Raw genomic sequence first — 13796 nt, forward strand, 5'->3', positions numbered from 1 at the left:
TCCGTGGTTCTTGCACCCCTTCAGCGAATTCCTCAGGGGACGATCGACCCGTCGGCACCGACCAACCGGTCTATCCAGGCCGAACAGTGACATACCCTCACAGGCTCGGCAAGCGGTTTGTTTGCCCCGAAACCAAGGGCTCCGGCCCCTCGGTCCGGGGCGAGGGACGAACCGAGGGAACCGGTGCCACAGCCGGTTCAGCCCGTGGGCGCTGATCGACCGCAAGACTCCTCACCGGCCAGGTCCGCAGCCAGATCGTCGCGCCAGCGTACGGACAGGCGCCGGTCCAGGATCGTGGCCGCGGCGTCCGGCAGGGGCAGCAGCAGGAACTCCCGCAGTGCCCCGGCCGCAGAGTCCCGCACGACCCACGCCCCGAGGTCGGCCGCCGTCACGGGTGCCGGGTCCGGTGCGTACCGGGCCGCCTCCAGCAGTCCCCGTGCCGCCCGGACCTCCGCCGAGAGCGTCCTCATCCGCAGGTCGAGGGCCCCGTCGGCCGTGAGGTCCACCGGCTCGTCCCGGCGGATCCGCTCCAGCGCCCGCGCGATCTCCGGGTAGGCGTCGATGCCGGACTCGGACGCCAACCGGGCGAGCTGCGCCGCCATCGCGGAGCGCAACCGCTGCGGAGGCGTCCGGTCGACGAGCCCGCCGAGGTCGAAGCCGCGCACCCAGGAGAGCGGGGCCCGCGTCGGCGGCACGTCGTCGAGGACCGGCAGCAGCAGCGCGCTCGCCAGCGGCTCGTCGCCGTCGGCCTCCGGATCCCACGTGATGCCGTGTTCCGCCGCCAGGGCGGCCAGCAGCCGGGCGTACGCCGCGGTCGAGCCGGGCCACGGATCGACGCCGCCCAGCTGCCACCGCTTCCCGTCGGGCCCGGTCACGTGGTCCTCGCGCGGCGAATCGACCCGGCGGGCCTCCTCCGGCCGCTCCGTACCGTCCTCGACGACGGTGACGTGCACCTCGGGCCCCCGCTTCGCCAGTCTCACCACCCTGGTCCCGCGGGAGAGCCGGCGCAGCACCTCCGGACGGCCGAACTGGGGGTCACCGCCCTCCTGGACGGCGTAGGACCACCCGTCACCGCACCGCCCGGCCCGGGCCATCGGGCGGTACGCCGCCCAGAGTGCGGCGGCGGACAGCCGTACCTGCTCGCTGCTGCGCGGCCCGGCGGTCGCCGGCACGGCGCCCAGCCTGTCCAGCAGGTCCCGGGGCGCGACACCGGCCACGAACACGACGTCCGGCTGCACGGGTGGCGCGGGCGAGCCGGCCGACCCGAAGGTGAGGACGGCGTACGACCCAGCGGTCGGCGGGGCGGGCGGGACCGGCTCGGCCGCGGGCGGGACCGGCTCGGCGGCCCGGGCGGCGAGGCCGATGGCGGAGAGCGGGTCGGGGACGACCGTCCCGCCGCTGTCCCAGATCAGCCGGCCCTCATGGGCGAGGGGCGTCCGCCCGTTGAAGGGCGTGCCGTTCTCCAGGGCCGTGGCGAAGTCGGCGAGGACGTGCCGCAGTCCCGGCCAAGGGGTGAGGGAAGGGCTGTCCTCGTCGAAGTACCGGCCGACCCGCCCGTGGTGCCGGCCGGGGCGGGTGACCAGGAAGAGGCCGTCGGAGGACTGCCATCCGATGCCCAGGGTGATCAGCAGCCGTTCGTGCGGCCAGTACGCGTACTGGTCGCGCTGCTCCTCGTCGAGATCGGCCTCGGCCTCGGCCTCGGCGATGTCCGCGCCGACGTCCCGCAGGAACTCGGTGCTCCGGACGATGTCCTCGACGCCCGACAGCGGGCCGTAGTAGCCCAACGTCGGTGTTCCGTCCTGGAGCTGTACGCCGTCGTGGCGCAGCAGCGAGTCCTTCAGGTCCGGCGGGAACCCCACCCCGAGACGGAGTTCGGCCGCCGCGATGTCCTCCGGGCGGGCCGGCCGCCGGAGCAGCCCATGGCTTTCAGCAGCGTGCCGTGCGAGCCAGGTCTCGATGCGGGCCCAGGACTGTTCGACGGTAGGTGTGGTCATGTCGGCACCCTAGGCGCGCGCCGTGACAGTCCCGGCGTCTGTGATCTGGAGTGGGAAGTCGGACCCGCCGACTTCCCACTCCACCGCCTTCCCGCTCCACCGCCACCGCTGCCGCGTGGGAGGCAACCACCCCGTCCGATAGGTTCGATCACATCCCGTGGGACACGGGCCCGGACCTACACGCGAGGGAACTCATGGCCGCCATCCACCGCACCACGATGACGCCGACCAAGCTGGAGCTGCTCACCGGCTGGCTGCCGAGGCAGAGCTGGTACGTGGGCGACGCCGACACGCCGGAGCTGGTGAGGGCCGGCGGGTTCCGGCTGGACGATCCGCAGGGCGAGGTCGGGATCGAGTTCATGGTCGTGGTGGACACCGCCCTGCAGGAGCCGGTGGCGTATCTGGTGCCGCTGGGCTACCGGGACGCGGCCCTGGAGGGCGTCCCGGGCGAGGCGTTGATCGGCACCTCCGAGCACGGGGTGCTCGGCACCCGGTGGATCTACGACGGCGTCCACGACCCGGTGGTGACGGAGCAGTTGCGCGCGCTTCTGCGCGGGGAGGCGGTGCCGCAGCACCAGAGCGAGAGCGACACCCCCGACCCGACCGTCACCGTGCACGGAACCGGATCCAGGCCCGGAACCGGAAACGGAAACGGTCCTGCTGACGGCCTCGGCGTTCGGGTCAACCGTGTCCTGCGGGCCGCGGAGGCCGCGCAGAGCTCGCCCGTGGCCCTCGTCGCCGGGTGGACCTGGCCGGACGGAACGGCTGTGCGCGGCGTATTCGCGACCGTCGCACCGGAGTAGCGGCTCACCCCGGCCACGGCGGCGCGGCCTCACCCGCGACGGACGCGCCGCCGCCTCAGCCGCACAGGGCCGCCGCCGGCACCTTCGACAGCCCCTCGGTGCGGGCCGGGACGGGCCTCTGCTTCCGCAGTTCCGCGCCGAGGTCGTAGACGTTGACCGCCAGGACCAGCTGCCGCTCACCGTCGACGGTGGTGAGCGCCACACTGGTGTAGCCGGGTCCGGCGCCGTCGGTCGACCAGGCACTGATCGACGCGGCGCCCGGCCCCGAACCGCATGACACCTCCTCGCGCTGCACACCGAGTCCGTACTCCGGCCCGTCGAGGAACTGCACCGTGGTCAGGAGCTCGCGCTGCTGGGCGGGGCGCAGCAGCTTGCCGGTGAACAGCGCCCGGTGGAACCGGGCCAGGTCGTCGACCGTGGAGATCATGGCGCCGGCGGTCCAGTCGTAGGACGGGCTGAACCGGGTCACATCGTGTCCCGCGAGGTCGTAGCCGTGCAGATGGGGGCCGTGGACGTCCGGGTCGGTCAGCGGGAAGGAGGTGTCCTTCAGGCCCAGCGGGGCGAGGATCCGCCGACGGATCTCGGAGGGCGCGCTGTGCTGGGTGACCGCCTCGATCACCAGGCCGGCGAGCAGGTAGTTGGTGTTGGAGTAGTACCAGCCCTCGTTGGGCTTGAACTTCGGCTCGGTCTGCAGGGCGCGGGCGATCACCTCCCGCGGGGTGTAGACGTAGCCCCAGTCGTGGCGCTCCAGGTAGGGGGCGAAGAACTCCGGTTCGTTGGTGGGGTCGTAGATGCCCGAGGTGTGGTTGAGCAGTTGCCGGACGGTGATGGCGGCGCCGTCGTTGCCGTTTCCCCGGACCACGCCGGGCAGCCACTTCTCCACGCTGTCGTCGAGTGAGAGCCGGCCTTCGCCCTCCAGTTGCAGAAGCACCGTCGACACGAAGGACTTGGTGTTGCTGGCGATCCGGAACCGGTGGTCCGGCCGGGCCCGCTCACCGGTCGCCGTGTCCGCGACCCCGGCCGCCACCCGTGACTCCCTCTCCCCGTTCCTGGCGTACGCCACGGCGGCCGGGAACCCGTCCGCGACCGTCTGCTCGATCGCCGCCTTGAGAGCGGCGGGCGGCGGGGCCGACGCCCGCTCCGCCGCGGCCGCGTTCGCCGGGAGGATCCCCGCCACCGCCACCGCGCACATCCCGGCCCACAGTGCCGCCGCCCCCATACGTGCCTTCACCGATCACTCCTGTTTCTGCTGTCCGTTCCGTTCCCGTTCATCGTGCCGGGCCGCCGTACCCGCGGCCCATCCGGCTGACGCCCGCGTCGGTACGGGGGATGTCCCCACCCCGCACCCCCCGGCCCCCCACCAGGGACGGTCCCTCACCCGACCCCGACGAGGGGATCGGGACGGGCGGCCGCACCCGCCAACGCCGCCTCAAAGGCCCGCCCAGCAAGGCGATTTGGAAACTCCCACCGGAACCCGACCGCGCGCCGTAGGATCGACGGCCATGGTTGATCTCTATCCTCCGACCCATCCCTACGACCACGGAATGCTCGACACCGGAGACGGCAACCGCGTCTACTACGAACAGCTCGGCCACCCCGGGGGCAAGCCCGTCCTGTCCGTCCACGGCGGCCCGGGGGCGGGCGCCCCGCAGCGACCCACCAGGGCCTGGGACCCGGAGCGCTACCGCGTCGTCCGCTTCGACCAGCGCAACTGCGGCCGCAGCACCCCGCACGCCAGCGACCCGGCGGCGGACATGCGGCTCAACACCACGCAGCACCTGATCGACGACATGGAGCGGCTGCGCGAACACCTCGGCATCGGGAAGTGGCTGCTGAACGGCGCCTCCTGGGGCTCGACGCTGCTCCTGGCCTACGCGCAGCAGCACCCCGAGCGGGTCAGCGAGATCATCATCCAGGCGGTGACGACGACCCGCCCCGACGAGACCTCCTGGCTCTACCGGGGCGCCGGGCGGTTCCACCCCGAGGCCTGGGACCGGTTCCGCGACGGCGTCCCCGAGGCCGAGCGGGACGGCGATCTCCTGGCGGCCTACGCGCGGCTGATGGAGAACCCCGACCGGGCGGTCCGGGAGAAGGCCGCCGAGGACTGGCTCGCCTGGGAGGACGCGGTCGTCTCGGACGAGCCCAACGGCATCCCCGGCATGTACAGCGACCGGGAGCTCGACGCGCGGATCGCGTTCGTCCGGATCTGCGCCCACTTCTTCAGCAACGGCGCCTGGCTGGAGGAGGACCAACTGTTGCGCAACGCCCACCGGCTGGCCGGGATCCCGGGGGTACTGGTCCACGGCCGGCACGACATGGGCAGCCCGGTGCAGACGGCCTGGGAGCTGGCGAAGGCGTGGCCGGACGCCCGGCTCCACATCTTCGAGGACTCGGGGCACGTCGGGAGCGAGGCGATGCAGAGGACCGTCCGGGTGGCCATCGAGGAGTTCAAGAACCGCTGACCCGGGCCGCGCAGCGGAAAGCGGCCCCTCGCTCGACCTCCGGAACGCAAGGTCGAGCGAGGGGCCGCTTCCGTCACCGGGCGAGCGGGTCAGCTCTGGTTGCCGCTGCGGCGCTTGCGGGCGAACAGCACGAGGGCGCCGCCGACCAGGAGGACGCCGGCGCCGGCCGCCGCGAGGACGGGGGTGGAGTCGCTGCTACCGGTCTGGGCGAGCACCGGGGCCGGGGAGCTGGCCGCCGGGGAGGGCGTCTTGGCCACGGTGGCCGACACGGTCGGGCTGGGCGTGGCCGACGCGGTCGGGCTCGCGCTCGGCGTCACCGTCGGGGACGGGGACGGGGTCGAGGTCTTGGTGGGAGTCGGCGTCGGGGTCGGGGTGGGAGTGGGGGTCGGGGTCGGGGTCTGGGTGGGGGTCTTGGTGGGAGTCGGCGTCGGGGTCGGCGTGTGGCAGACCGGGATCGACTTGGTCTCCGTCTTGTTCCAGTCCGGGTTCTTCGGGTCCTCGGTGGTGGTCACCACGAAGGTCGCGGAGACCGGCTCGGAGTGGTCCTTCACCGGGAAGGTTCCGTGGAACTCCTTGCCGAACTGCTTCTGGTCGAGCACCTTCTCACCGCCGATGGTGAGGCTGACCGAGTTCTTTATGCCGTTCGTCTCGCTGTAGTTGGTCAGATCGATCGAGACCTTGTCGCAGGTCACCTGCCAAGTCGGCGCGTGCGCCGAGGCGTTGGCGGCCAGGGCCACCGGCAGAAGGACGGCCGCGGCCGCCGCCCCGACGAGTGCCGTCTTCCTGATACCGAGCTGCCGCTGCTGTCGCGCCATTTCGTTGTCCCTCCGAACGGTCGTCCGCAGCAGGCATGTTGAGTGGTTCGCGGTTGGCCCGCCACGAGTGTCCCGGGGACTCTACCGGCACTCCCGCACCTCTCCACACCCGCTGTACGACCGGAATCCGTCTGTCCGTGCCTGTCTGGGATGTGCACGAGCCAGCCCATCACACCCGCCACCTCGCAGGATGCGGATCGGGCAAGGTTGACCGGACTTCGTCACACTTCATGAAGAACGGCGCCCTCGGCGATTGGGTTCAATCACCGAGGGCGCCGGATCGATCAGCGGGCGGGTGTTCAGGCCTTCCTGGCCGCCCGGCGGCGGGTGGCCACCACGATCGCGCCACCGGCGGCGGCCACCAGCGCGCCGCCGATCGCCAGCGGGACGACCGGACCGGACCCGGTGTGCGCGAGGTTGCCCCCGCCGCTGGCCGACGCCGACGGCCCGGCCGAGGCGGAGGCGCTGGGCACGCCCGCCGAGGCCGACGCGGAGGGCGACGCCGACGCCGACGCCGAGACGGAGGCCGACGCACTGGCCGAGGCGGAGGCGCTGGGCCTGGCGGAGGCGCTCGGGCTCGCCGAGGCGCCCGGCGTACCGGGGGTGCTCGGCGTGACGCTCGCGGACGGCGTACCGGTCGGCACCACCGGCGGGACGGTGGGCGGCACGGTCGGCGGTGCGGTCGGCGGCACCTCGACCGGCAGGCAGCCGGTGAACGGGTAGTGGTGCGTCTCCGCACCGCCCTTGCCGGTCAGCGACTTGGCGATCACCGAGCCGTTGACCGGGCCGCCGCTGCCGAGGTCGAAGGCGGCGTTCGGCGCCAGCACGGTGCCGGGCCAGGCGGCCGCGCTGTTCTTGACCACCTTGGTGGCGGTCGGGAGGTTCCAGAGCAGCTTGGAGCGGACGGCCCCGCCCGCCGCGCTCTGCAGCTTGTCGTCCAGGACGTACGCCTTCTTGGCCTCGTCCCACAGGTGGAAGCCGGTGGTCCTGGCGGCGGCCATGTCGTACACGTCGCCGGTGACGGTGACCACGGTGACCGAGCCGACCGGCACCTTGAGGTAGACGTTGGTGGCGCCCTGGAGCGTGGCGGCACTCACCGTGAAGCTGTTGGTCCTGGCGTCCGAGCTGCTCAGGTACAGGTCCGCGCCCTTGGCCTCGACCTTGGCGGCGGCCGTCTGGGCCTGGGCGGCCAGCGTGGTGGCGACCGCGCGCTGGCGGGCGAACTCCGCACCGAAGTCGATCGGTGACGCGCCCTGGCTGATCTTGCCCTGGTGCGCCTCGATCACGGCGCCCTCGGCCTTCGAGCCGTAGACGCCGTTGCCCTTCATCACCTGGGTGTTGTGCCCGGTGATCTTGCCGGCCACGACCAGCGCGTTGCCGCCCGGCAGCGCCGCCACCTGCTCGGCGGTGAGCTCCTGGCCGACCGAGAAGCCGCCGGTGAAGTCGGCGTTGCCGCCGACCGCCACCGCGCCCTCGGCGTCCGGCGTGTGGGTGTCGTCACCCTCGATGAACTCGCCGTAGAGGTTGGCGACGCCGAGGGTGAGGCACTGCTCGCCGGGCTCGGCGGCCTGGGCGGCGACCGGGGCGATGAGACCGGCCAGTGCGAGGGATCCGCCGAGTGCGAGCGCAGCGGCGGGCATGGGTATGCGCATGTGCAGGATCTCCGCTTGACGTGCGGGGGGCGGGGGCGGCCCGAAAATGGTATGGACCAACCGCACTCTCTCGACCAAACCCGCGATTGGTCAAGACCAATATCCGATATGTCCGAACAGTCCCTTTCACCCCCGCTGGCCGACCGGTACCCCGGCCGCGGGGGCCGTCCACCCGGCGGCGCGGCGCACCCGCCCGCCCCGCCCCAAGATCGGCTGTAAGGCCGCCTACGATTGACCCCGTGCGTACCCCCTTCTCCCTGCTCGCCGATCGCTGGCAGCCCTCCGCCGCCATGGTCCGGCGTGCCGCGTTCACCGCGCTGGTGATGAGCGTGGTCATCGTGGTCACCGGTGGCGCCGTCCGGCTCACCGCCTCCGGCCTCGGCTGCACCACCTGGCCCCGCTGCACCGGCGAGAGCCTGACCCCGACGCCCGAGATGGGCTTCCACGGTGTCGTCGAGTTCACCAACCGGATGCTCACCTACGTCCTGAGCGCCGCGGTCGGCTGGGCCATCCTCGCCGCCCGCTGCCACCGCCCGCGGCGACGCGGCCTCACCAGGCTCGGCTGGGCCCAGTTCTGGCTGGTGATGAGCAACGCCGTGCTCGGCGGCATCACCGTGCTGACCGGCCTCAACCCCTACACCGTGGCGCTGCACCTGATCGCCGCCATGGCCCTGGTCTGGGTCGCGCTGCAGATGTGGGAGCGCGCGAAGGAGGGTGACGGTCCGCCGCGGCCCGCGGTGGCCCGCCCGATCGTCCAGCTGTCCTACGTCCTGGTCACCGTGATCGGCCTGCTGGTCGCCGCCGGGACCCTGGTGACCGGCGCCGGCCACCACCCGGGCACGCCCAAGGACAACAAGCTGGTGCCCCGGATCCCGCTCGACTACGACCGCCTCGCCCAGGTGCACGCCGACCTGGCGTTCGTCTCGGTCGGCCTGGCGATCGCGGTGATCTTCGTCTTCGCCGCGGTGAAGGCACCGCCGGCCGCCCGCGCCCGGGCCCGCGAGCTGTTCCTGGTCCTGCTGGTCCAGGGGGTGCTCGGCTTCGTCCAGTACTTCACGGACGTCCCGGAGATCCTGGTCGGCCTGCACATGCTGGGCGCCACGCTCACCTGGATCGCCGTCCTGCGGATCCCGCTGGCACTGCGGACCCGCGAGCAGGAGGCCGTCCCGGCCCAGGCCCTGCCCGTCCCGGCGGCCGCCACCGCCTGACCCGCCTGACCCGCCGCCACCGCCCGACCGGTCGGCACGGCCCGACCACCGTCACGGCCCGACCGGCCGGCACGGCCACCGGCACCCGAGGGCACGCACGAAGGCCCGGTTCCCCCGCGCGGGGGAACCGGGCCTTCGCCGTGACGGGATCAGCCGCCGATCTGGATACCGGCCATCCGCTTCCACTCGTACGGCCCGGTCTTCACCCGGAGCCCGAGCTCGCCCTCGAAGTCGTCGTGCAGGGTCAGCCCGGCCAGCTCGGCGGCCCGGCGGCCCACGGCGTAGCTCGGGGCGACCTGGTCGCCCCAGGCGCCGTCGGCACCGACCACGACGATCCGGGTGGCCACGGCGCCGATGTACTCGACGACGCCGTCGGCGCTGCCGCCGTGCTGCGCGGCGAAGGCGGTGAGGTGCTTGGCGATGCGCTTGGCGCGGCGCTCGACGCGGGCGTCCGGCGCGGCGGTGGTGGCGGTCTCTGCGCTGCTCATAGCCGCATGCTACCGACCGGTAGCGCGACTGGCGACGGGAGCGGCGTGTGCACCGGACCACATACTGGAGGGGTGACCTTTCAAGGCTGGCCCGCCGAGGCGCTCGACTTCTACGCGCACCTGGAGGCCGACAACTCCAAGACCTTCTGGACCGACCACCGGGCCCGGTACGAGCAGGACGTCCGCGAGCCGATGGAGCAGTTGCTGGACCGGCTGGAGCCGGAGTTCGGCCCGGCCAAGATCTTCCGGCCCAACCGCGACGTGCGGTTCAGCGCCGACAAGTCCCCGTACAAGACGCACATCGGCGCCCACCTGCGGGCGGGCGGCTACATCCAGCTCTCCGCCGACGGCCTGGCCTGCGGCAACGGCCTCTACCAGCTCGCCCCCGACCAGCTGGAGCGCTATCGCGGCGCCGTCGCCGAGGACGTCTCCGGCGCCGAGCTGGAGCGGGTGATCGCCCGGGTCCGCGAGGCCGGCCCGCAGGTGGTCGGCCGGGACTCCCTCAAGACGGCCCCGCGCGGCTACCCCAAGGACCACCCCCGGATCGAGCTGCTGCGCCACAAGGGCCTGGTCGCCTGGCAGGAGTGGCCGCCCGCGGACTGGCTCGGCACCCCGGCCGCGTACGACCGGATCACCGGCTTCCTGCGCGTCTCCCAGCCCCTCAAGGACTGGCTGGACGGCCACGTCGGGCCCAGCGAGCTGCCGTCCCGCTGAGCGGCGCCGCGGGCGCACGCCGAGGGGCCCCGGTCACCGACCGGGGCCCCTCGCCGAACACCTTGCGTGACGACTACTTCACGAACGGATCCACCGCGATCACCACGAAGAGCAGCGTCAGGTACGTGATCGACCAGTGGAACAGCCGCATCTCCTTCAGCTTCGCGCCCACGACCCCGGCCTTGGCCCGGGCGTACAGCCCGTGCGCCTCCTTCAGCCAGGCCGCGCCCAGCACCAGCGCCGAGACGGGGTACAGCCAGCTGGTCTCCGCCAGCGGCCAGAGCGCCATCGAGACGGCGACCATCACCCAGGAGTAGATGACGATCTGCTTGGCGACCGCCAGGTTGCCCTTGACCACCGGCAGCATCGGCACACCGGCCCGCTCGTAGTCCTCGCGCACCTTCATCGACAGCGGCCAGTAGTGCGGCGGCGTCCAGAAGAAGATGACCAGGAAGAGCACCAGCGCGGACCAGGACAGCGAGTTGGTCACGGCCGCCCAGCCGACGAAGACCGGCATGCAGCCGGCGATGCCGCCCCAGACGATGTTCTGCGCGGTGCGCCGCTTCAGCCCGAGCGTGTAGACGAAGACGTAGAAGAGGAGCGCGGCCAGCGCCAGCACCGAGGCGAGCGGGTTGACCAGGACGCCCAGCCAGACCGTCGAGGCGACCGCCAGCGCGATGCCGAAGACCAGCGCCTCGCGCGGCGAGACCATGCCGGTGACGATCGGCCGCCGCTCGGTGCGCGACATCACCGCGTCGATGTCGCGGTCGATGTACATGTTGAGGGCATTGGCACCGCCCGCCGACAGGTAGCCGCCGATGACCACCTCCAGGACCAGCAGCGGATCCGGGACACCGCGCTGTGCCAGGAACATCACCGGCACGGTGGTGATCAGCAGCAGCTCGATGATCCGAGGCTTGGTCAGTGCGACGAACGCACCGACACGGGCCCCGAACGGCCGGTGCGCAGGCTTCGCCCCGGTGACCCCGGCGGGACGGGATTCGACGGCGGTCACTAACACCCCAACTGAAGATGAAGCTTCGCAGGCGTCCCTGGGAACGGAGTTCCCGAATCGTCCGCTCTGCGCGTACCACGCCACCTTAGACGCTCCATATCTCCCCACCGGCTCCGGGGTCCCCCGGCGGGGCGGAACGCACACCCCTGGGTGAACCGACGAAGCCGACCCGGTGCGGCACCGGTCCCTCGTCCTGACCATCGGGCGGGCAGACCCCGGGAAACCGGGAGAGCCTGGGACAAAACCGTCCATCGAACCCTCGTGGGAATCGCCATACGGAATTTCCGGTTGTCTCAGCACGGAGGGTGAGCCTCGGCCCGGACGGTAGGCTCGGCCGAAGAAGCGGGATCTACCCTCCGTGACCGGCACCACCCAAGCGTCCGGCCCACAGCGACGTGGCCGACCCGGTCCCCTTCACGGGGTCACTCTTCAATACGGAAGGAGCCCTGAGACAGGGTGAGCACGACGCCGACGAATGCATTCGAGTGGTCCGAGCTGGACGAACGGACGGTGGACACCGCCCGAGTCCTGGCCATGGACGCGGTCCAGAAGGTCGGCAACGGACACCCCGGGACGGCCATGTCGCTGGCCCCCGCGGCGTACCTGATCTTCCAGCGCTTCCTGCGCCACGACCCGACCGACCCGGCCTGGGCGGGGCGCGACCGGTTCGTCCTCTCTCCCGGACACACCAGTCTGACCCTCTACACCCAGCTCTACCTGTCCGGCTACGGACTGGAGCTGGATGACCTCAAGGCCTTCCGGGTCGCCGGCAGCCGCACCCCGGGCCACCCGGAGCACGGTCACACCGCGGGCGTCGAGACCACCACCGGCCCGCTCGGCCAGGGCATCGCCAACGCGGTGGGCATGGCGATGGCCGCCCGCTACGAGCGCGGCCTCTTCGACCCGGACGCCGCGGCCGGGGAGTCCCCCTTCGACCACACCATCTGGGCCATCGTCTCCGACGGCGACCTGGAGGAGGGCATCTCCGCCGAGGCCTCCTCGCTCGCCGGGCACCAGAAGCTGGGCAACCTCGTCGCCCTCTACGACGACAACCACATCTCGATCGAGGGCGACACCGAGACCGCCTTCTCCGAGGACGTCCTCAAGCGCTACGAGGCCTACGGCTGGCACGTGCAGCGGGTCGCCCCGAAGTCCAACGGCGACATCGACGTCGCGGTCCTCGCGGACGCGCTGGCCGCGGCCAAGGCCGAGACCACCCGCCCGTCGATGATCGCGATGCGCACGATCATCGCCTGGCCGGCCCCGGACGCCCAGAACACCGCCAAGGCGCACGGCTCCGCGCTCGGCGGCGCCGAGATCGCCGCCACCAAGAAGGTCCTGGGCTTCGACCCGGAGAAGACCTTCGAGGTCAGCGACAAGGTAATCGAGCACGCCCGCCTGGTGATCAAGCGCGGCAAGGCCGACCGCTCCGGCTGGGAGCAGTCCTTCGCCGCGTGGCGCTCCGCCAACCCGCACCGCGCCGCCGAGTTCGACCGCATCCAGGCCGGCGAGCTGCCCGAGGGCTGGAAGAAGGCCGTCCCGGCGTTCGAGGCCGGCAAGGAGATCGCCACCCGCAAGGCCAGCGGCGAGACCCTCAAGGCGCTCGGCGCGGTGATCCCGGAGCTGTGGGGCGGCTCGGCCGACCTCGCGGAGTCCAACCTCACCACCATCGACGAGGACAGCTCCTTCCTCCCCGAGGGCAACCCGCTGAAGAGCGCCAGCCCGTACGGCCGCACCATCCACTTCGGTATCCGCGAGCACGCCATGGGCTCGACCATGAACGGCATCGCCCTGCACGGGAAGACCCGCGTCTTCGGCGGCACCTTCCTGGTCTTCGCCGACTACATGCGCCCGGCCGTCCGCCTGGCCGCGCTGATGAAGCTGCCGGTCACCTACGTCTGGACGCACGACTCGATCGGCCTCGGCGAGGACGGCCCGACGCACCAGCCGGTCGAGCACCTGGCCTCGCTGCGCGCCATCCCCGGCCTGTCCATGGTCCGCCCGGCCGACGCCAACGAGACGGCCGTCGCCTGGCGCACCGTGATCGAGCGGCAGACCACCCACCCCGGCCCGGTCGGCCTGGCGCTCACCCGCCAGAACGTCCCGACCTTCGACCGCGCGTCCTTCGGCTCCGCCGAGGGCACCGCCCGGGGCGGCTACATCCTGGCCGAGGCCTCCGCCGGCGTCCCGCAGGTGATCCTGCTCGGCACCGGCTCCGAGGTCCAGCTGGCCGTCAGGGCCCGCGAGGTCCTGGAGGCCGAGGGCATCGCCACCCGGGTGGTCTCCCTGCCGTCCTTCGAGTGGTTCCAGGAGCAGGACCAGGCGTACCGCGACAGCGTGCTGCCGCCCACCGTCAAGGCCCGGGTCTCGGTCGAGGCCGGCATCGCCCAGGGCTGGCGCGAGCTGGTCGGCGACCACGGCCGGATCGTCTCCCTGGAGCACTTCGGCGCCTCCGCCGACTACAAGGTGCTCTACGAGGAGTTCGGCCTGACCTCCGAGCGGGTCGTCGCCGAGGCCCACAACGCGCTGCGCTCGCTCGAAGCCGTCAACCGCTGACACCGTGGGCCGCGCGCCCGGCCCGCACGTCGGGCGCGCGGCCCGGTCTGACGACCCCACGACAGACTGCCAAAGAAAAAAGGACTGAA

General features: G+C 72.2%; 11 protein-coding genes. 5 read left to right on the plus strand and 6 right to left on the minus strand.

The genetic code is table 11. The annotated features are described in order from the left end of the window. Positions 1-197: 197 nt before the first annotated feature. Positions 198-1994, minus strand: a complete 1797-nt coding sequence (locus tag ACFVVX_RS05370; protein ID WP_387941625.1) for an SMI1/KNR4 family protein — start codon at positions 1992-1994, stop codon at positions 198-200. 194 nt (positions 1995-2188) lie between these two features. Between ACFVVX_RS05370 and ACFVVX_RS05375 the strand changes: the two genes are divergently transcribed. Next, complete coding sequence (locus ACFVVX_RS05375; protein ID WP_387941627.1) at positions 2189-2797, plus strand: 1,4-alpha-glucan branching protein; 609 nt, start codon at positions 2189-2191, stop codon at positions 2795-2797. Between the two features lie 55 nt (positions 2798-2852). Here the strand turns inward: ACFVVX_RS05375 and ACFVVX_RS05380 are convergent, their stop codons facing one another. Then, positions 2853-4028, minus strand: coding sequence for a serine hydrolase domain-containing protein (locus tag ACFVVX_RS05380; RefSeq protein ID WP_387941629.1), 1176 nt, complete (start codon positions 4026-4028; stop codon positions 2853-2855). Positions 4029-4299: 271 nt separating this feature from the next. Here ACFVVX_RS05380 and pip point away from each other — a divergent pair, with 271 nt between their 5' ends. Then, on the plus strand, positions 4300-5259 hold the full coding sequence (gene pip / locus ACFVVX_RS05385; protein WP_387941631.1) for a prolyl aminopeptidase: 960 nt from the start codon (positions 4300-4302) through the stop codon (positions 5257-5259). Between the two features lie 89 nt (positions 5260-5348). On the opposite strand, the gene ACFVVX_RS05390 is transcribed toward pip, so the two are convergent. Continuing rightward, a complete protein-coding gene (locus ACFVVX_RS05390; RefSeq protein WP_387941632.1) occupies positions 5349-6074 on the minus strand; it encodes an LAETG motif-containing sortase-dependent surface protein in 726 nt (241 codons plus the stop codon). 299 nt (positions 6075-6373) lie between these two features. Continuing rightward, positions 6374-7726 (minus strand): choice-of-anchor A family protein, encoded by a 1353-nt coding sequence (locus tag ACFVVX_RS05395; protein ID WP_387941634.1) that lies wholly within the window; start codon positions 7724-7726, stop codon positions 6374-6376. 239 nt (positions 7727-7965) lie between these two features. Between ACFVVX_RS05395 and ACFVVX_RS05400 the strand changes: the two genes are divergently transcribed. After that, entirely contained in the window at positions 7966-8934 is a 969-nt protein-coding gene (locus ACFVVX_RS05400) for a heme A synthase (protein ID WP_387941636.1), read from the plus strand. 149 nt (positions 8935-9083) lie between these two features. On the opposite strand, the gene ACFVVX_RS05405 is transcribed toward ACFVVX_RS05400, so the two are convergent. Then, positions 9084-9422: a hypothetical protein gene (locus ACFVVX_RS05405; protein WP_387941638.1), complete on the minus strand. Its 339-nt coding sequence runs from the start codon at positions 9420-9422 to the stop codon at positions 9084-9086. 72 nt (positions 9423-9494) lie between these two features. Here ACFVVX_RS05405 and ACFVVX_RS05410 point away from each other — a divergent pair, with 72 nt between their 5' ends. Beyond that, positions 9495-10136, plus strand: a complete 642-nt coding sequence (locus ACFVVX_RS05410; protein WP_387941640.1) for a DUF2461 domain-containing protein — start codon at positions 9495-9497, stop codon at positions 10134-10136. A gap of 73 nt (positions 10137-10209) precedes the next feature. On the opposite strand, the gene ACFVVX_RS05415 is transcribed toward ACFVVX_RS05410, so the two are convergent. After that, positions 10210-11151 carry a heme o synthase gene (locus ACFVVX_RS05415; protein ID WP_387941642.1) on the minus strand — a complete coding sequence of 314 codons (942 nt, stop codon included), beginning with the start codon at positions 11149-11151 and terminating at the stop codon, positions 10210-10212. 456 nt (positions 11152-11607) lie between these two features. Between ACFVVX_RS05415 and tkt the strand changes: the two genes are divergently transcribed. Beyond that, entirely contained in the window at positions 11608-13707 is a 2100-nt protein-coding gene (tkt, locus tag ACFVVX_RS05420; protein ID WP_387941644.1) for a transketolase, read from the plus strand. Positions 13708-13796 lie beyond the last annotated feature (89 nt).

Origin of the sequence: Kitasatospora sp. NPDC058170 (assembly GCF_042883905.1) — a bacterium.
GTDB lineage: Bacteria > Actinomycetota > Actinomycetes > Streptomycetales > Streptomycetaceae > Kitasatospora.

Excerpts from the sequence above, each read along its gene's own strand:
- pip (WP_387941631.1), top strand. The coding sequence starts at position 4,300 with ATGGTTGATCTCTATCCTCCGACCCATCCCTACGACCACGGAATGCTC.
- ACFVVX_RS05370 (WP_387941625.1), bottom strand. The coding sequence starts at position 1,994 with ATGACCACACCTACCGTCGAACAGTCCTGGGCCCGCATCGAGACCTGG.
- ACFVVX_RS05395 (WP_387941634.1), bottom strand. The coding sequence starts at position 7,726 with ATGCGCATACCCATGCCCGCCGCTGCGCTCGCACTCGGCGGATCCCTC.
- ACFVVX_RS05390 (WP_387941632.1), bottom strand. The coding sequence starts at position 6,074 with ATGGCGCGACAGCAGCGGCAGCTCGGTATCAGGAAGACGGCACTCGTC.
- ACFVVX_RS05375 (WP_387941627.1), top strand. The coding sequence starts at position 2,189 with ATGGCCGCCATCCACCGCACCACGATGACGCCGACCAAGCTGGAGCTG.
- ACFVVX_RS05405 (WP_387941638.1), bottom strand. The coding sequence starts at position 9,422 with ATGAGCAGCGCAGAGACCGCCACCACCGCCGCGCCGGACGCCCGCGTC.